The organism is Chamaesiphon sp. (assembly GCF_041738855.1).
Taxonomy (GTDB): Bacteria; Cyanobacteriota; Cyanobacteriia; order Cyanobacteriales; family Chamaesiphonaceae; genus Chamaesiphon.
Window position 1 is genome coordinate 1 of sequence record NZ_JBGSPA010000130.1, and the last position, 21125, is coordinate 21125.

21 protein-coding genes and 1 pseudogene are annotated in these 21125 nt (G+C 48.3%); 12 read left to right on the plus strand and 10 right to left on the minus strand.

Translation table 11 applies throughout. The features are described 5' to 3' along the window. Positions 1 to 120: 120 nt before the first annotated feature. The gene (gene grxD, locus ACEW9I_RS11880) at positions 121 to 444 is read left to right on the plus strand and encodes a Grx4 family monothiol glutaredoxin (RefSeq protein ID WP_373540544.1); all 324 of its coding nucleotides are present in this window, start codon (positions 121 to 123) and stop codon (positions 442 to 444) included. Between the two features lie 100 nt (positions 445 to 544). On the opposite strand, the gene ACEW9I_RS11885 is transcribed toward grxD, so the two are convergent. Continuing rightward, positions 545 to 793 carry a DUF6761 family protein gene (locus tag ACEW9I_RS11885; protein WP_373540545.1) on the minus strand — a complete coding sequence of 83 codons (249 nt, stop codon included), beginning with the start codon at positions 791 to 793 and terminating at the stop codon, positions 545 to 547. 327 nt (positions 794 to 1120) lie between these two features. Here ACEW9I_RS11885 and ACEW9I_RS11890 point away from each other — a divergent pair, with 327 nt between their 5' ends. Together ACEW9I_RS11890 and ACEW9I_RS11895 are read left to right on the plus strand one after the other, a co-directional pair. Next, positions 1121 to 1879: a response regulator transcription factor gene (locus ACEW9I_RS11890; RefSeq protein ID WP_373540546.1), complete on the plus strand. Its 759-nt coding sequence runs from the start codon at positions 1121 to 1123 to the stop codon at positions 1877 to 1879. 57 nt (positions 1880 to 1936) lie between these two features. Then, positions 1937 to 2227, plus strand: a complete 291-nt coding sequence (locus ACEW9I_RS11895) for a hypothetical protein (protein ID WP_373540547.1) — start codon at positions 1937 to 1939, stop codon at positions 2225 to 2227. A gap of 305 nt (positions 2228 to 2532) precedes the next feature. On the opposite strand, the gene ACEW9I_RS11900 is transcribed toward ACEW9I_RS11895, so the two are convergent. Beyond that, positions 2533 to 4845 (minus strand): bifunctional (p)ppGpp synthetase/guanosine-3',5'-bis(diphosphate) 3'-pyrophosphohydrolase, encoded by a 2313-nt coding sequence (locus tag ACEW9I_RS11900; protein ID WP_373540548.1) that lies wholly within the window; start codon positions 4843 to 4845, stop codon positions 2533 to 2535. A gap of 337 nt (positions 4846 to 5182) precedes the next feature. Here ACEW9I_RS11900 and patD point away from each other — a divergent pair, with 337 nt between their 5' ends. The 4 genes from patD to ACEW9I_RS11920 all read left to right on the plus strand — a co-directional run bounded on the left by patD (position 5183) and on the right by ACEW9I_RS11920 (position 8597). Continuing rightward, positions 5183 to 5524 carry a heterocyst frequency control protein PatD gene (gene patD / locus ACEW9I_RS11905; protein WP_373540549.1) on the plus strand — a complete coding sequence of 114 codons (342 nt, stop codon included), beginning with the start codon at positions 5183 to 5185 and terminating at the stop codon, positions 5522 to 5524. 39 nt (positions 5525 to 5563) lie between these two features. Further along, complete coding sequence (locus ACEW9I_RS11910) at positions 5564 to 6130, plus strand: zf-TFIIB domain-containing protein (protein ID WP_373540550.1); 567 nt, start codon at positions 5564 to 5566, stop codon at positions 6128 to 6130. Between the two features lie 109 nt (positions 6131 to 6239). After that, positions 6240 to 7895 (plus strand): dipeptide ABC transporter ATP-binding protein, encoded by a 1656-nt coding sequence (locus ACEW9I_RS11915; RefSeq protein ID WP_373540551.1) that lies wholly within the window; start codon positions 6240 to 6242, stop codon positions 7893 to 7895. A gap of 150 nt (positions 7896 to 8045) precedes the next feature. Continuing rightward, positions 8046 to 8597 carry a hypothetical protein gene (locus tag ACEW9I_RS11920; RefSeq protein ID WP_373540552.1) on the plus strand — a complete coding sequence of 184 codons (552 nt, stop codon included), beginning with the start codon at positions 8046 to 8048 and terminating at the stop codon, positions 8595 to 8597. 26 nt (positions 8598 to 8623) lie between these two features. On the opposite strand, the gene ACEW9I_RS11925 is transcribed toward ACEW9I_RS11920, so the two are convergent. Both ACEW9I_RS11925 and ACEW9I_RS11930 read right to left on the minus strand, forming a co-directional pair. Continuing rightward, on the minus strand, positions 8624 to 9019 hold the full coding sequence (locus tag ACEW9I_RS11925) for a thioredoxin family protein (protein WP_373540553.1): 396 nt from the start codon (positions 9017 to 9019) through the stop codon (positions 8624 to 8626). A gap of 175 nt (positions 9020 to 9194) precedes the next feature. Then, the gene (locus tag ACEW9I_RS11930; RefSeq protein WP_373540554.1) at positions 9195 to 9905 is read right to left on the minus strand and encodes an NnrU family protein; all 711 of its coding nucleotides are present in this window, start codon (positions 9903 to 9905) and stop codon (positions 9195 to 9197) included. A 182-nt stretch (positions 9906 to 10087) separates the two neighbouring features. Here ACEW9I_RS11930 and ACEW9I_RS11935 point away from each other — a divergent pair, with 182 nt between their 5' ends. Next, on the plus strand, positions 10088 to 11227 hold the full coding sequence (locus tag ACEW9I_RS11935; protein ID WP_373540555.1) for a tetratricopeptide repeat protein: 1140 nt from the start codon (positions 10088 to 10090) through the stop codon (positions 11225 to 11227). 122 nt (positions 11228 to 11349) lie between these two features. On the opposite strand, the gene ACEW9I_RS11940 is transcribed toward ACEW9I_RS11935, so the two are convergent. Beyond that, positions 11350 to 11913 (minus strand): hypothetical protein, encoded by a 564-nt coding sequence (locus ACEW9I_RS11940; RefSeq protein WP_373540556.1) that lies wholly within the window; start codon positions 11911 to 11913, stop codon positions 11350 to 11352. A gap of 68 nt (positions 11914 to 11981) precedes the next feature. Between ACEW9I_RS11940 and ACEW9I_RS11945 the strand changes: the two genes are divergently transcribed. Next, a complete protein-coding gene (locus tag ACEW9I_RS11945; RefSeq protein WP_373540557.1) occupies positions 11982 to 12821 on the plus strand; it encodes an esterase/lipase family protein in 840 nt (279 codons plus the stop codon). On the opposite strand, the gene ACEW9I_RS11950 is transcribed toward ACEW9I_RS11945, so the two are convergent. After that, entirely contained in the window at positions 12761 to 13195 is a 435-nt protein-coding gene (locus ACEW9I_RS11950; RefSeq protein WP_373540558.1) for a VOC family protein, read from the minus strand. The genes ACEW9I_RS11945 and ACEW9I_RS11950 overlap by 61 nt on opposite strands. 16 nt (positions 13196 to 13211) lie before the next feature. Beyond that, positions 13212 to 13892: a J domain-containing protein gene (locus ACEW9I_RS11955; protein ID WP_373540559.1), complete on the minus strand. Its 681-nt coding sequence runs from the start codon at positions 13890 to 13892 to the stop codon at positions 13212 to 13214. Between the two features lie 125 nt (positions 13893 to 14017). Here ACEW9I_RS11955 and ACEW9I_RS11960 point away from each other — a divergent pair, with 125 nt between their 5' ends. After that, positions 14018 to 14143, plus strand: coding sequence for a hypothetical protein (locus tag ACEW9I_RS11960; RefSeq protein WP_373540560.1), 126 nt, complete (start codon positions 14018 to 14020; stop codon positions 14141 to 14143). 62 nt (positions 14144 to 14205) lie between these two features. Here ACEW9I_RS11960 and cysK read toward each other — a convergent pair whose 3' ends face one another. Then, a complete protein-coding gene (cysK, locus tag ACEW9I_RS11965) occupies positions 14206 to 15141 on the minus strand; it encodes a cysteine synthase A (RefSeq protein ID WP_373540561.1) in 936 nt (311 codons plus the stop codon). 492 nt (positions 15142 to 15633) lie between these two features. On the opposite strand from cysK, the gene ACEW9I_RS11970 reads away from it, so the two are divergent. Then, complete coding sequence (locus tag ACEW9I_RS11970) at positions 15634 to 18108, plus strand: WD40 repeat domain-containing protein (RefSeq protein ID WP_373540562.1); 2475 nt, start codon at positions 15634 to 15636, stop codon at positions 18106 to 18108. Between the two features lie 341 nt (positions 18109 to 18449). Here ACEW9I_RS11970 and ACEW9I_RS11975 read toward each other — a convergent pair whose 3' ends face one another. Next, positions 18450 to 19055, minus strand: coding sequence for a VWA domain-containing protein (locus ACEW9I_RS11975; protein WP_373540563.1), 606 nt, complete (start codon positions 19053 to 19055; stop codon positions 18450 to 18452). A 224-nt stretch (positions 19056 to 19279) separates the two neighbouring features. Between ACEW9I_RS11975 and ACEW9I_RS11980 the strand changes: the two genes are divergently transcribed. Next, positions 19280 to 20812 (plus strand): YcjF family protein, encoded by a 1533-nt coding sequence (locus ACEW9I_RS11980; protein ID WP_373540564.1) that lies wholly within the window; start codon positions 19280 to 19282, stop codon positions 20810 to 20812. Positions 20813 to 20850: 38 nt separating this feature from the next. Here the strand turns inward: ACEW9I_RS11980 and ACEW9I_RS11985 are convergent. Further along, a pseudogene (locus tag ACEW9I_RS11985) lies at positions 20851 to 20985 on the minus strand (response regulator); the annotation flags it as partial. Positions 20986 to 21125: the final 140 nt, after the last annotated feature.

A 21125-nucleotide genomic window follows, 5' to 3' on the forward strand; every position in this document is an offset into this window, starting at 1 on the left:
ATGTCTAGGGTTCCCCCCGAATAAAAAACGACAAGACGGGGGAACCCTAGACATAAAAACGCCGCCAACCCGTCGGGGAACCCGACGAGCGCGAATCGCTACCCTCTACCCTTTACCGCCATGACTACCCCAGCTACAGAACAGATCGGCAAGCTCATCGCAGACAACAAAATTATGGTATTCATGAAGGGCAATAAAATGATGCCCCAATGTGGATTTTCCAACCAAGTCGTTCAGATTTTAAATATTCTGGGCGTACCTTACGAAACAATAGATGTCCTAGCCGACCCAGATATCCGTCAAGGAGTCAAAGAATATTCCAACTGGCCGACAATTCCACAAGTTTACATCAATGGTGAATTCGTGGGCGGCTCTGATGTGATGACCGAGCTTTACCAAAAAGGCGAGCTGCAACAAATGGTAGAAGTCGCACTAGCTAGTTAACGGTTGATAGTTGATAGTTAGTTTCTAAGGTTCGAGCAGTAGTTATCAATAATATCTCGATGTATTGATAACTGCCGCTCGAATTCCATCAACCAGATACTTAATAATAGTCTGGCTCTGTCTGAAGTTCGACTCGTTCAAAGTTAGAAGGATCGTAAACATAACGCATCGTTTCTTCTTCAAGCCGATTAATTTGATATGCTTCTAGAGCATTAGTGCTACGTAATGCTGCTACATACCCATCGAGATACAAACGCAAATCGTCAAAACGGTAGCCGCGATGCCACATTTCGACTAGGGCATCGGTAATCTTTTGGTAGTGCCCGATCGTTTCTATAGTTTGTAGCATGGCTTAATAATCCTTCAACATACTAAATAGGATAGATCGAAATTGCTGGAATTGGCATCTATCTATCTACTTACTTTACGCTAGATTTTTAGAAACTGACGTGCGGCAAATACGCCTTGGCAACAGGTAGCGACTTAGGTAAATCGGATCTAGTTCGCTTGGCAGTACTTTGAGATCCTAATGTTAGCCAATTTAGCAGAGATCGGCTACTTCCGTACTACCCAAGAAATCAATATTTATCAGCTACTACCCTAGATATCTAATTTGACACGGGTAATGTAGTACCTACTGACTAGGGCAAAATTGAAAATTGTATCCTCAAAAAAAGTGGGCATAATTCACATTATCGAAGGCAATCATAACTTACGATCGCTCCTCGCTTGGCACCTGCAACAAGCTGGTTATCAAGTCAAACAATCATCCACACTAGCTCAAGCCAATCTGGCTTGCACGCAAGATCCGCCTACTTTGGCAATCTTAGATTCAGATTTACCAGATGGCGAAGGGATCGACTTTTGCCGCTGGTTGTCGGCACGGGGTAACTCGCCGATCTTGATGCTATCAGCCCGCATTCGCGAAATCGATTTAGTCACCGCACTGGCAGCGGGAGTGGATGACTATCTCAAGAAGCCCTTTGGAATGCCCGAATTCTTAGCGCGGGTGGCGGCTTTACTCCGCCGTAGCCGGATACTGACTACCATTCCCAACGAGCTAATTTGTGGCGATCTGCGGATCGATCTGGTGCGCCGCTGTATTTACTTGCGGCAGCGGTGTCAACTCGCAACTGGTGCAGGTGCCTCAGCGATAGAATCCCCTCCACAGCCACCAGAAGCGCGGATCGATCTTAGCCCTCAAGAGTTCAGTTTGCTCTACGTTCTCGCTCAAGCAAACGGTCGTCCCGTGCATCGGCGCGAACTACTCCAGCGGGCTTGGGATATCAATGTCGATAATTCGCGGACGGTAGATAGTCACGTCCTCTCCCTCCGCAAAAAGCTCGGACATCCAGATCCGATCGAAACTGTGCGGAAGATCGGCTATCGGCTAAATTATGAGAATAGCGACGAAATTGTTAAGATACCTACATAATTGTTAACAAATGAGAGATGATCTTAGCTAAGCAAGCTTTTTATTTTAGTAGCGAACATGATTAGTCGTCAGGCGGTATTAGAATACCTCAGCAAGAATCCGAGCCATACAACTTGGCAAATGCGGCTCCATTTTTTGCAAGCTAACCAACTTGTAAACCAATCTTCAATCTCAGAACATAGCCAATGCTCAGTCTCGATCGGCTCGATCGCCAATCAGCTTAATTATATCCTCCGCGACCTCGAAGCGATCGGGACGATCGTCCCACGGACAGAAGCTTTAGGGTTAACTCAGCCCAGTCACTATACTGAATATAACACGAGCGATCGGTCGCAAATTGATGCTTGAGCGGTAACTACTCCTGGGGGTAGTGCCTGGATAGTGGAGCGATAGGTTGTCTATTGCTGGAGTGGAAAGGGCATAACCAATTGCTGTCGATCGAGAAGAACATGGAGTAATAGCAGTGAGTAGCAACTACTTTTTGGTCGTCCACACATTACTAAACATCATCAGCATTGCGCCGATGGTAATTGCAATTGCCAGTCCACCCGCGATCGCATTCTGCATCGGTTCATCGATAACCATAAAGCATTACTCACTTAAAATATTAAAATCCAAACTAGTCAACTAGTCATATTGTCGAGCAGACCCGCTCACTTTTCAACTTGGCTCAGCCGTCGGATATTGAGGACGTCACTCATCTGCTTGATTTGAGCCAAGCACCGTTCTAATTGTGACTTGTCGCTAACTTCGATCGACAGGTCGATGATCGCTGGTTTGGCATAATGGGTGATCACGTTAGCCGAGCGGACATTAATCTTATAATCGGTGAGGCGCGATAAGATATCTTTGAATACCCCCACGCGATCGAGTACTTCCAACTGGACGCTCACGGGATAAGTGCGCGGCTTTTCTTTGGTAATTTGGGTATTCCAGCTCACGGGTAGCAAGCGGTTACCATCCATCTGTTCGACATTGACACAACCTTGGCGATGGACTGAAATCCCGCTACTACGCGTGACGATGCCGATAATTGGTTCGCCAGGGATGGGGCTACAACAGCCCGCAAGATGATGCAACAACCCCTCAATTCCCAAAATCGGAAAGTCGCTACCTTGCGAACTAGGAGCTGACTTAGGTGCCGTGGTGGGGGGGACATCATCGATGAGCGGTTCGCGGGCTTTGATCGTCTCGCGGAGCCGATTGACGACCATTTTTTGAGTGATTTCGCCATACCCCAAACCTGCCAGCAAATCCTCCACCGAGACATAGTTGCACCGTTGAGCGACTGAAACCATCGGATCGGACTTGAGGAGTGCTTCTAGACCATTTTTGCCGAGTTCCCGTTCGAGCAACTCTTTGCCACGAGCGACATTTTCATCTCGATTCGATCGCTTATACCATTGGGTAATCCGGTTGCGCGCACCAGGACTGACGACAAAATTTAGCCAATCGAGGCTAGGGTGACTATTCTCGCGGACGATGACTTCGACGATATCCCCATTGATCAGGGTACGGGACAGGGGGACGATCCGATCGTTGACTTTGGCACCCGCACAATGATTGCCGACTTCGGTATGAATCCGGTAGGCAAAATCGATCGGGGTGGAACCTTGGCGGAGAGATACGACTTCGCCTTTGGGGGTGAAGACATAGACATCGCGCTCTAGTAAATGATCGCGGAGATGATCGTCAAATTCGATCGCATCTTTGACATCATTTTGCCATTCCAATAGTTGTCGTAACCAGGAAAATTTCTCATCAACTTCCGTGCGTCGTGTCGGTGTTGCTTTACTAGTTGCGGTGGTTTCCGCTTCCGACTTATCAGATTTACCAGCTTCTTTATACTTCCAATGAGCCGCGATCCCATACTCTGCCACATTGTGCATTTCTAGTGTCCGAATCTGGACTTCCAATGGTGTCCCAGTAAATCCAACCACTGTAGTGTGCAGAGATTGATAGCGGTTATTTTTTGGTAAGCCAATATAGTCTTTAAACCGACCAGGAATCGGTTTGAAAGCATCATGGATCTCTGCTAGAGCCAGATAACACTCATGGTTTGATGCCACGATAATTCTAATCGCGGTCAAGTCATAAATCTCACTAAATTCTTTTTTTTGGTACCGCATCTTTTGATAGATACTGTATAGATGCTTGGGTCTACCACTAATATCTACATACTCGATCCCAGCTCGATCGAGCCGATGGCGGATCATCTCAGTGAAGCCAGCAATTCGCGACTCTCTAGCTGCCCGCTTCTCGGCTACCAAGTCTTGAATGCGAAGGTAATCTTCAGCTTCAATATACTTGAATGAAAGATCTTCTAGCTCCCACTTGATCCGCCCCAATCCCAATCTGTCGGCTAAAGGTGCAAAAATATCGCGAGTTTCTTGGGAGATTGCTTGCTGTCGATCGGTACGTAAATGAGCCAGCGTCCGCATATTGTGGAGCCTGTCGGCCAATTTGACTACGATCACGCGAATATCCTTCGCCATCGCGATAAACATCCGGCGAAAATTCTCAGCTTGCTGCTCTTTCTTGCTCGAAAATTCAAATTTGGATAGCTTTGTGACACCTTCTACTAATAGTGCTGTTTCTTGACCGAACCTCGATTCGATCTCACTGATTTTGACATCCGTATCTTCGACTACATCATGCAAAAATCCTGCAGCAATCATCGCCGCACCACCGCCAAGATCGCGCAACAATCCAGCGACGGCGATCGGGTGACAAATGTAAGGTTCTCCTGATTTGCGCCGTTGATCGCCATGTAGCTCGTAGGCAAATTGAAAGGCACTCTTAATCAACTTGCGATCGAGATCCATCGGTGTATCAGCGTCCTGCTCGGCACTGAGACACTGTTGCAACCATTCAGGAATCTCGCAGTTGTAAGTCATCCCTGCACTAGGATCGCTAAGTGCAACATCGTCAACATCGTCGGCGGATAAAGCGAGTGGGGTAGTCATGGCAGAGGGTGGGATAAATATGATTGTAAATAAGTATAAATAAATAATTCGCGGCTAAAAAATCTTGTAATAATGGTTTGGCTGTGGTAGCGATGACCGATCGCTAGCGCAAAGCCTCAATCCACCAATTCCACTGTGCCAGATTTAAATCGCTCAGATCTGAGGCACGATCTTAATAGTGTAGATAGATTTTTGCTGTTACTGTGACAGATCGATCGTGCTGGCAAATCCAGATCCAGATTTCCTGACTCAGTAAGATCTGAGCGACTAGGATGTAGAGTCTGTCGATCGAGGTGTAAAATTGCTTGCATGATATTCTATTCTAACCGAGTTATCTATGTTGCCAACCGAGCAGATGTTAATGTGGCAACAATTATCGATCCTCATCTCCAACTTGCCCAGCGACTCGGTGACGGATCTCAAAGCTAGTCTCAGTCGAGCGATCGAGTTTTTTGAAGCCGAAATCCTCACCCAGAATGTCGATCTGCTACCAGATCCGATCGCTGGTAAAATGCGATCGTATTTGACTGAAAGTCATCGGCTACTCCGGCTAATATCGATGGATGTCATATTTATCGCCACCGCTCGGAACCCCACCACGCTCCAGCAACGTCGCCAAGCTTATCAAGACAAGCTCGATCTCCTGCTGCAATATTGTCAAGCGGCGATCGAAGCTTAGCCATCAACTGTCAACTGTCAACTGTCAACTGGTTTAAAGATGGATTGTCCTAAATGTAGATCTGAGCTGGTAAATGGGATTCTCAGTGACTTGCTGCTGACAAAGCATTGTCGAGAGTGTGCGGGGGATTGGATTTCTGGACATAACTATCAAGTCTGGAGATCTCAACGTCCCCACACTCCCTCAAACCCCGCTGTGCTGGCTCAAAACTATCATCTACCATATAATCCCAGTCCGCTGGACGCGAAAACAGCACCTTGTCCCGACTGTGCGCGGATGATGGCTCGGGGTAAAATATCGCTCAAGCAGCCATTTTATCTCGAACATTGTCTCACTTGTGGCGGAATTTGGTGCGATCGGGGCGAATGGGCAGTGCTCGAACAATTAAAACTCGATACGAATATCGCTCAAATTTTCTCTAGTGTTTGGCAAGCTCAAGTCCGCGCCAGTCATCTACACGAACTCGAACGTCAAGCCGTAATTGATAAAGTTGGCGTCGAAATGGCGCAACGAGTCTTCGATCTCACCGATCTCCTCACCAAACACCCTAACGGCGATTTTGCCGCCGCTTATTTGATGCGTCAATTCGAGCGCACTAGGCTTTAGGCTTTAGGCTTTAGGCTTTAGGGGTGGATGGTGGATGGTGAATAATGTGTGAAAGTCCCCCAGTCCCCTCGTCCCCCAGTCCCCTCGTCCCCGTCACCCCCATCCCCTCATGTCCCAACCACTATTAAGCGTCCAAAACCTCTGGGTAAGCTATCCCCAGGCGGAATCTAGTCAACAGGTAAATGCAATCGAGGATGTCTCCTTTGAGCTAGCTGCGGGTGAAAAGATTGGGTTCGTGGGTGAATCTGGGTGTGGTAAATCCACCCTGGGTAAAGCCATCATGCGGCTACTACCAGCCAATTCACGGATTGAGGGTCAAATCTTATTTGAGGGACAATCGATCCCAGATCTGAGTCCAGAAGCCATTCGTCGCTTCCGAGGTGAAGTAGTCGGACTGATCTTCCAAGATCCGATGACGCGACTAGATCCGCTGATGACAATCGGCAATCACTGTCTCGAAACACTCCAAGCCCACGAGCCAAATCTCACCAAAACCCAAGCCAAACAACGCGCTCTAGACACCCTAGCCGCCGTCAAAATCCCTGCAACCAGGTGGCATCAGTATCCCCATGAATTCAGCGGTGGAATGCGCCAGCGGGTGGCGATCGCACTGGCTTTGTTGCTCGATCCCAAGCTGATGATCGCCGATGAACCAACTACGAGTCTAGATGTCCGCGTCTCGGCTGAAATTTTGCGAGAATTGACGCGATTGTGTCAGGAACGCCAGATGGGATTAATATTGATTTCCCACGATCTTGCCACGATCGCGACATATTGCGATCGGATTGTGGTGATGAATAAGGGTAGAAAAGAAGAAGAAGGGACTGTCGCCCAGATTTTTGGCAATCCTCAGGCTGAATACACCCAAACATTGCTCCAATCGGCTCTACACATTCAGGCAAACGACCGAGTTGCCCAGCTTACAGCCACTGCACTCGCCCAAAAGACCCTGATTCTCACTCTCGACGGGCTTCAAAAACATTACACGATCGAGACGAGTTTCCTCCAGCGACTATTTACCAACGCCAAGACAGAAACAATCAAAGCTGTCGATAATATCCACCTCGAACTCTACGCAGGTGAAATCTTTGGACTAGTCGGCGAATCTGGTTGCGGCAAAAGCACTCTCTCTCGCACGATCCTGCAACTTATCCCCGCTACTGGTGGTACCGTTACATTTTGCGGTGAAGAACTTACCCACCTGTCCCCAGCAGCGATGCGTGTCAAACGTCGCGAGATGCAGATGATCTTCCAAGATCCCAGCGCGTCACTCAACCCGATGATGACAATCGGGGAGAGTATTGGCGATCCCCTGACAATCCACCAACTCACCGCCACTCCCGCCGAAACTAAAGCACAGGTACTCAAAATGCTCGCCCGAGTCGGCTTGAATCCCGCCCTAGAGTACTTCGACAGGTATCCCAATCAGCTCTCTGGCGGACAACAGCAGCGGGTAGGGATCGCCCGCGCCCTGATTACCAAGCCCAAACTCGTCATCTGTGACGAACCAGTGAGTATGCTCGATGCCACCATCCAAGCCGAAGTGTTGGAATTGATGCTCGAACTCAAGCGCGAAGACAATCTCACCTATCTATTTATCACTCACGATCTGTGGCTGGCGCGGTTCCTATGCGATCGGATTGCCGTGATGGATCGAGGTCAAATCGTGGAAATGGGCGACACGCAACAGATTTTTAGCAATCCCCAGCAAGCTTACACTCAAGAGCTACTCGCAGCAGCTCCCCTGCTAACCCAGCAAAGATGAGCAGTTGTGGTGACGATCGCATCTCGGCATAAATTTTATCCCGATCTATGTTAATATAGCTCGCGATATCGATGCTGCTCATGCTACATATCCGGCTGATTTCCAGTCGCTCGATCGGATTGAAATTAATGACAAACTCGGGTGTGAAACATGAATATCTGGAATATCGGTGCGAGTATTGCCAGTATTATGTCGCTGGTTTTTCATCTTAGTGGTAAAGGCTCCAGTCTCCGCCAATTTACACTACCTACGACTACTGCGCTCGTCGGATATGCGCTCGGTAGAAATCGAGTTGAAGCCGAGCAAGCGTCCAATTTATTGCTTCAAGATCCGCACTTATTGTTCATGCTAATAGTGATGTTGTTGGTGTTTGCGTTGACGCTATATTTAGTTGAATCAACTAAACCAGAAGCTAAAATATCATTTATATTATTGGTGTTTTTGTCAACTATTGCCGTACCAAAACTGATCGAAAGTTACAATAATATTGCCCCAATGGTCGCCACTCAAGACTACCTCGCTCTAGCTAGAGTCAAGGAAAGTGATGGCAACACCGAAGAAGCAATCAAGTATCTCAAAATCTACAGCAAACGTGTCGATCGAGTAGACTTACAAAAACAAGTCAATGAACGCATCGACTCGCTGCGCAGACAACAATTCAAACGCGAGTCTATTCCCAAGCTAAAGCTGAAAGATAATTAGTAAAGATGGGGTTATTTTGAGGTTGTTTATTCCGCCGTCACCAGTCGCCAATCGATCTGAATTGGCACCCCGCGATCGCCAACTTGCCAGTTGAGAGTCGCCTTGCGAGTCATCCGTTCCAAATTGGTGCGGAGATCTGCTTGACTATGAATCACTTCCAATCTGTCCAAAATCTTGCCATTAGCGAACAGGATCAGAGTGGGAAGAGTCTTGAGTCGATATGTACTCGCCAACTTGAGATTGTCATCAGCATTGATCTCCACCAATTTAATTTGGTCGTCCCATCGATCGTGAAACTGAATCAGTGTCGGCTGAATCACCTTGCACAGTCCACACCAAGGTGCCCCAAAATTGACCAGCACGGGCAGCGAGGAAGTGAGCACCTGTTCTCTAAAATTCAGATCTGTTACAGATTGGATCATAAGAATTGGTCGGTTGATATTAAATTTTTGTCATATAAGTAATTATTTTAACGCTAATAAGTCCGATCGGTCTACTGGGATCGAGGAATAAGTGGTGGGGATCGTGATAATCGGCAGCGATCGTCACTAGGAGTAGCGATCGATCGCCATCAACAATCGATCGAAATTGGGCTATTTATAAGCTGACCCGCGCACTCATCTGAATCAACCACGGATGTCCCCACCAGAATAAACCGATAAATGCTACCACCCCAATATAGGCAGGGCGGAGAAACTCCGACCATTTGAGCGTCTGTCTGCCATCTAAAATCGCCTGGAACGGAACGATCGAGGTTCTGGCTTTCACCTGTTCAAAATCAGCTCCATAGCGGTCGGTGAGGCGACGATCCCCATGCCAGACGGCAAATAAATGGTGGATCATCAACCCGATCGAAGTTACCAACGTAAAGGTCGTCCCAAGCCACAAGGTATGAGCAACACACCAAATCAATTGACCGACCATTTGGGGATGTCGAGTAATCCGCATGATACCTGTCTCATAAATGCGGACTTGGGGTTTGAGTACAGCCGCAATTTCGAGCAGATTAAATGTAGCTGGATACAGGAACAAAAAAGAAACAAACGATAAGATCCACACCAGTGGTATGACTCCTGGCGTGCCCTGCACCTGCCACAATTGGTAGCCATCATAGCGATGATTGAAAAAATAAATAATCAAAATTGTCGCAAACGGAATACTCACCAGTGCGAATATTACTCGGTACAACCGCGCACCGATCTTGCCCTCACCCCAGGGGCGGAGAGCGGCTAATCCGCTATGGGCGATCGCAAAACCGAGCAATAAAGCCAGGATGATGACATGGCTGTTCAATGAATCTGGAAACATGAGGTCGTTAAATAGTTGACAGTTGACAGTTGACAGTTGAGCAAAGAAATATGGTGACTAGTTAAATTGATGCCCAGATCGGGGCACCCTAGATACAACGGTAACTGCATGGCTGCTAGCAGCGGAGCCAAGTCCTGACGACCTTTCCCAGACTGGTGTGCAACTAATTTTCTCCTAAATCTATGTTAGAGCAAGCGGCTGCTGCCCTCAATCGTCGGGATTACAAGACTGCTGCGAAATTAATCGCAGCTCTACTCGTCGATCGACCAGATGACCACCAAATACAACTTTACGCCGCACAATTGGCAGAAGCAACCAATGCCCTCGCTAAAGCTCTAGCAATTTATCGGTTGCTACTCCAACAGGCGATCGATCCGAAAATTATGGCTGAGGCACGTCAAGGCATCCAACGGATCGATCGACTTCAGGCACTAGATCGAGCGAGCGATCTAGCTGTTGCCAAAGCTAGCGGTGCAGACAACATCGAGCCAGGGCTGCTGATCCTCGAACCTGTGTCGATGGAGCACAAGCAATCAGTCATGCTGAAATTTGCCACCATCATGAACCTCGATCCCTACAGTGCGAGACTTCAGTTGCCCAGTCGCAGTTGGCGACTATATCGGCTCGGACAGATGGGCGAGTTGGAATACTATCGCGATCGCTTGCAACAGGCGCAAATCCCCTGTTTTTGTGTCTCGCAACACGATCTTCAGCAGATGTATATCTTTCAAGTGCGACAATTCCAGTGTTTTTATCCTCAAGCGACGATCGTCTGTACCGACAATCGCGCTGAACAGCGGACACTCAATTTTAACTGGTCGGCAGTCACTCAGATCGTCACAGGCATGTTGCCGATCTTTGAGGAAGTTGTCGAGACTGATTCCCGCAATCGGACTTACCGCAAGCCCAAGATTCTCGACTACATTTACATCTACGATTTGCAATTAGGCGATCGCCGTAGCATCTTGAGACTCTGTTCGCAGACTTATGATTTCGCTCAATCCCAGCAGTCGAGGGGGGCTGTGAGCGATCGATTCACTAGCGATCTACATCCTAGCTCCTTCACTACTCCACCCCTACCCCTGACTAGCCGCGACAACTGGAAAAATCTTATCTCTCAAATCCACGAGCGAGTCCTGGCGATTCCCACTCAGAACAGTTTTGCTCCCTTTGCTGAGACGGCGATCGGCTACCCAGAGCTAATCGGGCGGATCGATCCTCACATCGAATTATTGCGCCGCGCTGATAGCTCTTGGGATCGCGCTTTTCACCTTTACAGTGCGCTGGCGATGTGTCGTGGGGGAGAAAGGGAGAAGGGGTAAACAGTTGACAGTTGACAGTTGCGGATGCAATCACGCGGAGGTTTCCTCCGCATGTGTTGCACCAAGCAAACAGTTGACAGCGATTTGCTGTCAACTGTTTCAACAGGTACGGAAGTAGCTAGTTATTTAGGATCGCTGTATGTGCGAGTGAACTTATCATCGGGATTGGAGTATGGTACTGGCTCGGCACTGGGTTTGCGCTCTGCGGCAGTAGCTTTGAACGCTTTGGGCTTGTCAGCTTGACGCGCCAATTCCAAAAATTTGTTCATGTTGGCACCAGGACGACGACGCCCACTATTGGAAGAGGGTTTAATCAGGTAGTCAGTCGCAAAGTTGGTAATTGGTGGTGCCGCAGGTGCTGTCGGTACTGGAGCTGGCACAACTTTGGGTGCTTCTACCTTCTTGGCAACTTTTTTATCACTTTTTTTATCGTTTTTAGCCGCTTTTGGCTCTGGCTTAGTTGCGGGTGCGGCTACTGGTGTGGCAACTGGCGCGGCTACTACGGCGGCTACTGGTGTGGGAGTAGCCGCAGGCTTGACTGCTACCGCCGTTGCTGCTGGGGCAGCAGGTTCGGGTTTGGCTTCTGCCTTTGGCTCCGGTTTTGATGAAGCATCTTCATCCTCTAGTTGCAGGTAGAAGCCATCATTTTTTTTGCCAAAAAACTTCTTTAATACGTTATTAAACACGGTAAATTATCTCATTGATTACATAATCATAAATTATCAATTTTGACTGCTGGCAAGTGCAAGATAAGTTGACAAACTTTAACAAAAATTCACTGGAAACCACATTTCAATATGTCAGCGATGTGAGGATTTGGGGACAGTTGAGGAACTGTCATGAGCCGATCGATCGATCGGCTGTAGATCTTTTAAGATTGAGGCTGACATTTACAGCCCACAACCGATCGCCCATTATGCAGGTACCGACAGATATGCAGCCACTCACAAATCTCAATGTCACTCGCAACCCAGTGCTACTCGTACATGGACTGATGGACACCCGCCAGAAGATGGGTAGTATTGCCAAGTATCTGCGCGGGTTGGGGTGGGAAGTCTACGATATCGATCTGACTCCCAACAATGGAGCTACCAGACTAGAGATTTTAGCGGCACAAGTGTGTGATTTAGTCGATCGCACTTTCGCACCGCATCAGTCGATCGATCTGCTAGGGTTTAGTATGGGCGGAATAGTGACGCGGTATTATATTCAACGATTGGGTGGGATCGATCGCGTGCAGCGATTTGTGACGATTTCTGCACCTCATCGGGGGACGATTGCCGCCCACTTTTCGCTACGTCCTGGTTGTATGCAGATGCGCCCCGATAGTGATTTTATGCGAGATCTAAATAGTGATGTCGATCGCTTGAATAGTCTCAATTTTACTTCGCTCTGGACACCATTCGATCTGATTATTTTACCGCCAAATAGTTCTGAGCTTGGCATCGGCACGGAGATCGCAGTTCCGGTAGTCGCCCACCCACTGATGGTATCCGATCGACGCATTCTGCAACTAATTGCTCATGCCCTCTCTCAACCGATAGTGTCACCAACTCGATCGAACTCACTAGCTCCAAAGATCGCTTCACTATGAGTATAATATTTAAACTCTAATAAGTTATTAAAAGGATCGGCTAAGAAAAAAGTACGATGCTCGGTAATCGCACCTACAAACCGATGCTTGGCTGATTGATGAAATTTTAATCCAGCGGAAGTTGCGCGATCGAACAATGCTTGCCAATCCTCTAAAGTGGGAAAGACCATCCCAAAATGGCGGGGGTAGATACCGACTTGTGAAGGTGAGACTGGTACGGTAACATGAGCGACCAATTGATGTCCATAGAGATTCAAAATCATCGAATTGGCTGTCTGTCTCCCGATCTTACAACCCAATCCATCGGCATAAAATTTTTTGGTATCCTCAATATTCTCGACTGGAAATGCCAAGTGAAAGATAAATTTATTCATATATTATCATCAGCAATTACTTATAGCTCTTGATTTTCTTGTTTGTTTCTCGTTGCAATTGAGCAGCGATTTTAAACATTTCCAAGCCATCATGGAGATAGCTTTCATCATAGTTCATAATATAAAAATTTAATTCTTTAATACCATCAGCAACTTGATTGATGGTATAGTATAAATTAGCAGCTATCTCTGCCAACAATGAGGGATTTGACATTGAGTGGAAAGTCTTCTCAATCTTCTGGAGATGTTGCTGACATTCGGTCACATACGCCTCGAATCTACCCATCAACTCATCATCAAATGGATCGGCAGAAAGTTCGTGAATTTGCGTTTTCAACGGCTTGATAATCCAACCAATCATCCGATTGATGGGTTGATAAACTTGATTGAGCCACAAGATCAATTCTTCATCCAACTCGCGTGCGACTGCGGGTGGACGCCGAGGGATGTAAGCTGATGACTGTTGTTGGCGCGGAATAGCGACCGCTGGACGGAGCAGATAATCATATTCTCGCCGCTTGCGCTCATCCCCCAAGACCTCATAAGCTGCATTGATCTTGACAATAAGATCGGCGTTAGCTTGCCCGCCATTGACATCAGGGTGGAATTGCTTCGCCAATCGCCGATAAGACTGTTTGATCTCATCAGCAGTGGCTGTATTAGGGATTTGAAGGACTTGGTAGTGCGTTTGGGACATCGACGTTTGGGAGAAGGCTTTAGGCTTTAGGGAAGAGGTTTGAGGCTTTGGGCGTTAGGGAAAAGGTTTGAGGTTTTAGGCATTACTTTGAGGTCGGCAGTGCTAACCGTAGATCCTGGGTACCCTTGGGAAATCGCGGTAACAGTGCCTATGTAGTGGTGCAAGATGTGAGTTTATCGATCGTCCAAACTGAAGACCTGACCAAAATGTGGCATCGCCATTATTTACTCACCGAGTATAAGTGGCACTAACGCTAAAACCTAAAGCCTAAAGCCTAACACCTCTTCCCTAAAGCCTAAAACCTAAAACCTAATTACGGGTCTTGAAATAGCGGCGTACTCAGATAGCGTTCGCCAAAACTCGGCTGAATCATGACGATCAGTTTACCTTGATTTTCGGGACGACGACCGACGACGATCGCCGCATATAGGGCTGCACCTGAAGAAATCCCAGACAATAGCCCTTCTTCACGGGCTAACCTGCGCCCATATTCGATCGATTGTTGGTCGGTGACACCGATCACCTCATCAATCAGCTCGATCTTGAGTACCTGCGGTACAAATCCGGCACCGATCCCCTGAATTTTGTGAGGGCCAGGTCTTCCACCAGATAATACTGGACTATTAGTCGGCTCGACAGCGATCGCTTTGAACCCTGGTTTGCGAGCTTTGATAACTTCAGCTACGCCTGTAATCGTGCCCCCCGTACCCACTCCAGCGACCAAAATATCGATCGTCCCATCGGTATCCGCCCACAGTTCTTCAGCGGTTGTATTCCGGTGAATTTGGGGGTTAGCGGGATTGCGAAATTGCTGCAACATATAGGCATGAGGCGTTTTGTCCACAATTTCCTGAGCGCGACGGATACAGCCGCTCATCCCTTCGACTCCTGGCGTCAGCTCCAATTGGGCACCATAGGCTTTCAGCAACGCCCGCCGCTCGATACTCATCGTCTCAGGCATGGCAATAATCAATTTATATCCCTTGGCGGCTGCAACCATCGCCAGGGCGATCCCCGTATTCCCAGAGGTAGGTTCGACTAAAATTGTTTTGTGCGGTGAGATCAAACCTTCCCGCTCGGCAGATTCGATCATATTGACACCGATCCGATCCTTGACGGATGAAGCGGGATTCATCCCCTCTAATTTGACGACAATGTTTGCCACACAGCCCTCTGCTTGCGGCACCCGATTGAGTCTGACCAAGGGTGTGCGACCGACTAATTCTGTAATATCGTTAGCAATCTTCATAGGAAATGGGCACAGATCTGGAGTATCAGGAGCAAGGAAAAGCTAGCCCCTGATTATCTAGTTTAAATTAATTTAGATTGGATGCTGTCATGACCCTGCAGCGATCGCTATAGTTGCCACAAAATCGGGTGGCTGCTGACCAATCCTGCACACGCGCGGCTAATCATTAGTAATTTACTACCAAAATCAGTCTAGTTGCGATGATATGGAAAACGATTATTTGGGGAACAATGAAGAACGAGGGAGTATAAATCGGTCGGTTAGCCAGAGACTACCCATGTGCTCTCGATCGCCTTTACATCAGCGATCTTCAGACTGAGGTTTTCGATTCAAGCTATAATTACTACCGATCGCGTACAATTCAAAATACCGAGCGGATCGTCTTGATTAATTCGTGGAGCAAGAAAGTCAAAACAGCCAAGGATCGTGACTGGAATCGATCGGCGGATTGCCGCCGCAGTGAGGGAATGAAGTCTTAATCGGGAGTCGGGGATGCTGGATGCGATCGTACACAATCTAGAACAGAGCAATCACATTGCCAGAATTAAAAAGCTGGTATTTTGTGCTTGTACCAATAATTGGAGTAATGAAGCTCAACAACTGAGTACGGTTAAATTTAAAAGTTATCTTCAGCAGTTGCGAGATCGCCACGCTTCGGTGGTAGAGCTGAAGTATTTACTTTACCGGATTGTGATCCGGCTCAACCATAGTACTAATTACTATACGGTTGCCAACTTTCTGTGCCAGGAAATGGAGCCGCTGTATGCTTATCAGTCTACCGGATCGACAACTGAATCTGGATCTACCGACGCCGAAAGCGTCAGTACTGCGCTACCAAGTCGTGTCGCAGTCTGGGGCAAAGAAGTCATCTTGACAGTAGAAGAGATCCAATCTGGTTCTGTCCTCCAGGTGGAGATGACCGTATTGGCAGCCAATCATCAGTTAGTGACCCAACTAGTGGTCACTTTTCCCGATCTGGCTCAAACGATCGCCCAGTATCAAGAATGGCAAGCTCGGTACCGTCGGCTCGACCCCCACAATCATCGCCTGATGAGCAGTAAAGCCGTGAGTTTGGTGCCAGAGCGGATTAATGATTGCTTGGATGCGGGGGCGATGCTCCAGGCAAACCTGCATCAATGGTACAGTTCCCCAGGATTTCAGGCGATCCGCGAACGACTAGCAACAACTGTCGATCCCGATCTCGAAATCGAGATTATCGTCCGTAGCCGTTCCAAAGCACTGTTAAAATTGCCGTGGAATTCGATCTGGCAGCCATTACTCGATCGCTACCCACAAGCTGAAGTCAGTGTGGCACCGATGCCGACAATCTCCGAAGCTGCCGCAGCCGAAGAACTACAAGTATCGGTACTGTGCTTACTCACCAGTGCCCAAGGGATCAAACTCGATCGCAGTAGAGAATATTTAAATGCTCTGCCTTATACTCAGTCTGAGTTTATCGTCGCGCCTACTCATACTGACTTTGTGAATGCAGTTACTCACAAGCCGCTGAGTGTGCTGTTCTTTAGTAGTTATATTTCTGGCTACTTGCCCAACAATCGGATCTATATCAATCACCACGATACGATCGGGATTACTGAATTCAAATATCGGATTCGGACTGCTGTCCACCGGGGACTAAAACTCCTAATCCTCAACTGTGGCGAGGGTTTGGAACTAGCTAGCGAACTAGCAGATCTCCAAATTCCCAATCTGATCGTGATGCGCGAGGCCGTCCAAGATCAAGTCGCACAGGAATTTGTCAAACTCTTCCTCAAGGCTTTCTCTGGTGGTAAATCACTCCAACTTGCCGTCAGGGATGCCCGCGAACGGCTCCAAGCGATCGAAAAGGTAGTACCAGCCGCAAGCTGTCTCCCCACCATCTGTCAACAGATTTCCGCCCCAGCATCGAGCTGGAATCGACTCGCACACATCGCCCTCAAGCCGACTGAAGTGTTGGAAATGTCCCAAAGTTGGGCAGAGACAGAAGCCACTGGGATGATCGCTCAAGCCGATCTAGAGCTGGGATTGCCACCAGCCGCGATCGTCCCTACCATTGCCTACGACAGACTCGAACTAGTCCATCAACTCACTGGGTATTTCAGCGAAGTCTATGCGCTGGCTCTGAGTGCTGATGGGCAGTGGTTGGTCAGCGGACATGGTGACATCACGCATGTCGATGATGCCGTCAAGGTCTGGCGGCTTGCTGATGGTAAATTGACGCACAATTTATTGGGTCATAGTCACTGGGTATATGGTGTCCTCCTCACGACAGATGCTGAGACAATTATCAGCGGTAGCTTGGATGGAACCGTCCAGTGGTGGCAACTCGCTACTGGGACAAAATTACCACAACTACTCGACAACAAGTCTGCTGTCAATGCGATCGCCTTGACCAGTGATGGTCAAAGACTGGTAACTGGCGGCAATGACGCGCTTCTCAAGATCTGGCAACCTCAAAATGGGCTGTTGATACATCAATGTCAAGGTCATCTCCAAAATGTCACTTGTCTGGCTACTTATAGCCAAAATCAGTTAGTAGTCAGCGGTAGCAGCGACTACACAGTGAGATTGTGGCAGCTTCAGGAAGGGCGGTTGCTCAAAACATTATTAGGGCATAGTGGTCGGATTAGTAGTATCGCGATCTCACCAGATGGTACCAAGATCGTCAGTGCCAGCCATGACTGTACGCTCAAGATTTGGGAAGCAGCGACAGGTAACTTGCTCGATACCTTGGCTGGACATACTAAATCGATCGGGTGTGTCGCCATCTCACCTGACGGTCGCACGATCGTCAGTGCTGGCGACGATCGCACTGTCAATATCTGGAGTCTCAACGATGGTACACTCCTGCATACGCTCTCTGCTCACGATCGCGCGATCTTATCAATGGCGATCGGTGCTGACAGTCGGACGATCGCGACTGGGAGTTATGGTGAGGTACAAATCTGGCGAGTTCCCGCTGGTTAATATCAGTAGCTGTAGGGTGTGTTAGGCTTCAGCCGTAACGCACCAATAACCGATCGATACCTACTGGCGATCGGCATTTGTCCACCCCCAATTTTAGTCCGGTCACGCTAGCAATATTCCGTCGTGGCGTGACCGGACTAAAATTGTGTGTAAAGCGATCGCCTAAAATATAATCAGTAACCGATCGATTATTTAATCCAAGTTGCTACATATTTCTTGCCTGCGACTAAAGTCGCGGCTAATGTTGCAAAGTCCGCCTGCGCGGACTAATTTCTCAGTCCGCGTAGGCGGACTTTGCAACACAAGCAGCGGTTTCTAACCGCTGGGGTTGTAGGTAGCAACTAATCATTAATCGCACTCAATAAAACTTCCTTGAGCGTCAGATCCTCCATATCATTCATCGTTATCGTATCGACGATATCGAACTTCGCGCCAGCCCGTCCGAGATCGTCATCGAGGATTTTTAAAAACTTAGTAGCTGCTTCATCCATCCCCACCTGAATAAACGAAATCGCCAACTCCTCATCCCGATCGAGTTTCTGAGTCGCTTCGAGAATCACCTGCATCACCGCCTTGCGATCGTCAGGTTCGCCATCGGTGACTACTAAAATCATCTCGCCATTAGTCGGAGTTTTGCCTTGAGCTTTACGCTGAAAATAATTATTTAAAGCATCACTTAATACACCTGCCAAATCCGTGCGACCGGAAGGATCGTTTTCTTGAAAAATCGCCCCTACTTTAGCCGCTGTGACATTATCATAGCGTTTGAATTTGCCAGAAAATAGATAAAACGTAATCCCATCGGGGTCTAATTCTTCACACTTATTCGCCAGAGCCAAGGCTGATTCCTGCATGATTTGCCAGCGGCTGGGTCCACCTGCTTTATCCTTGGTAGCCATACTGCCACTTTTGTCAATAATTAAAGTATAGTCGCGGTTTTCTAACATTGGAAAATTCTCCAGATTGCAGCTCTTCCAGCTTACCTCGGTCAACCTCGATCCACCTCAGTGAAACCTCTACGTACTGCTGTCTCAATTCACTCAACCTGCTCTGCGATCCGCTGCGCGCACAGGGCATCCAAGAAGCGCGAACAGCGTTTAGATACAGTAGCCCCAACCCAGCCAGCTTGTTTTCAGACTACGATAAGAGATAGATCGCTATCAATTAAAGTATGCGTTTCCCTCGTTCTTGGTCGATCGCTATTGGCGGCATTTCGGTGTCGATTTTGGCATTGTGGCTGATTAATTCCCTCTATGCCCTGTATGTCCAAGTAAGCTGGACGACACCGTGGTTGGCAACGCCACTGCTGATCGGCATCTTGATTTTAATCGGCATCGCGATCGCCGCAGCTGTTTACTATATCGGTATTTTCCAAGGCTGGTGGAGAAAATCGCGCTCCAAGCCGCCGGAACTGCCCAAAGTACCAGTCGCCAAAACCGCCGCCGCCACCGCCAATCTCCAGGCGATCGATCGCCAGCTTCAGCAGATTCAAGATGAAGTCACCCGCCAAGCTCTAATCGATAAATCTCGCGAAATCGCTGAAAATCTAGCGCGGGGACAAATTAGAGTGGTTGTTTTTGGCACGGGTTCGGCAGGGAAAACTTCGTTGATCAATGCCATTATCGGGCGAATTGTCGGGGAAGTCGGCGCGCCGATGGGGACGACTACCAAGGGCGAGATCTATACGCTGGAATTAAAGGGTTTGGATCGCCAGATTTTGCTCATCGATACTCCAGGCATCCTCGAAGCGGGTACCGCTGGCACCCAACGGGAGGCGATCGCCAGAGAGCTAGCGACATCAGCAGATCTGCTATTATTTGTCGTAGACAATGACTTGAGAGCGTCCGAATATACGCCCCTAATGGGACTCGCCGCCATCGGTAAACGTTCCCTCCTGATCTTCAATAAAACCGATCTCTACCCACCACTCGATCGCGCTCGGATCGTCACAAAACTGCAACAGCGCGTCCACAGCGAAATTGAACCTCAAGATGTCCTGGCGATCGCCGCCAACCCGCAGCCAGTCCGACTAGAATCCGGCGAAATCTTCACTCCAGACCCCGATATTTTCCCCCTGATTCGCCGTCTAGCTGCCGTCCTCAGAGGCGAAGGTGAAGATTTGGTCGCCGACAACATTTTGCTCCAATCCCAGCGGCTAGGAGCCGAAGCACGGGAGCTGATCGATGCCCAACGTCGCCAAGCTGCCGATCGGATCGTCAATCGCTATCAATGGATCGGTGCGGGAGTCGTCACCGTTACGCCGTTACCAGTAGTCGATTTTCTGGCAACCGCTGCAATTAATACCCAGATGATTATTGAAATTGGGAAGATCTATGGCTGCGACTTAAATAAAGAAACCGCTCAAGAATTGGCACTCTCCCTCGGCAAGACGCTGACTAGTTTGGGGATTGTCAAAGGTGCGATTCAACTGCTCTCGACGGCTTTAACTGTCAATGTCACTACTTACGCACTCGGCAAAGGGATTCAAGGCATCACGGCGGCTTATCTGACCAGAATTGCTGGGCGCAGTTTTATCGAATACTTTCATCAAGATCGATCGTGGGGTGATGGCGGGATGGCTGAAGCAGTCCAGCAGCAGTTTCAACTAAATCGCAAAGACGAGTTTCTCAAAGCTTTTATCCAACAAGCGATCGCCTCCGGCACTGTTAAACTAAATGAGACGATCGAGCACTACCGACAGTAAACAATTGGGTTGATTTTTTAGGTGAGTTTACCTGTGCCTCAAGTTTGTACTGAAAATCGATCGGGGTGAATGCCATGGTTTACCCACGTAATAGCAGCTTCGGCACTCATTATCTCTGGAGGTACGCGCAGGATATGAATGGATCTAGTTGATGGGCAAGTCATTTTGAGCAATACAGCACTTCTGCTAGTTATGAGGTACACTAAAGGGTAGTAAAAATATATTTGATAATGAAACCAGCTTCAATCGATCTTCGAGAAAAAATAGTTGCGGCACATTTAGAACGTCATCACTCAATTAGAACAGTTGCTAG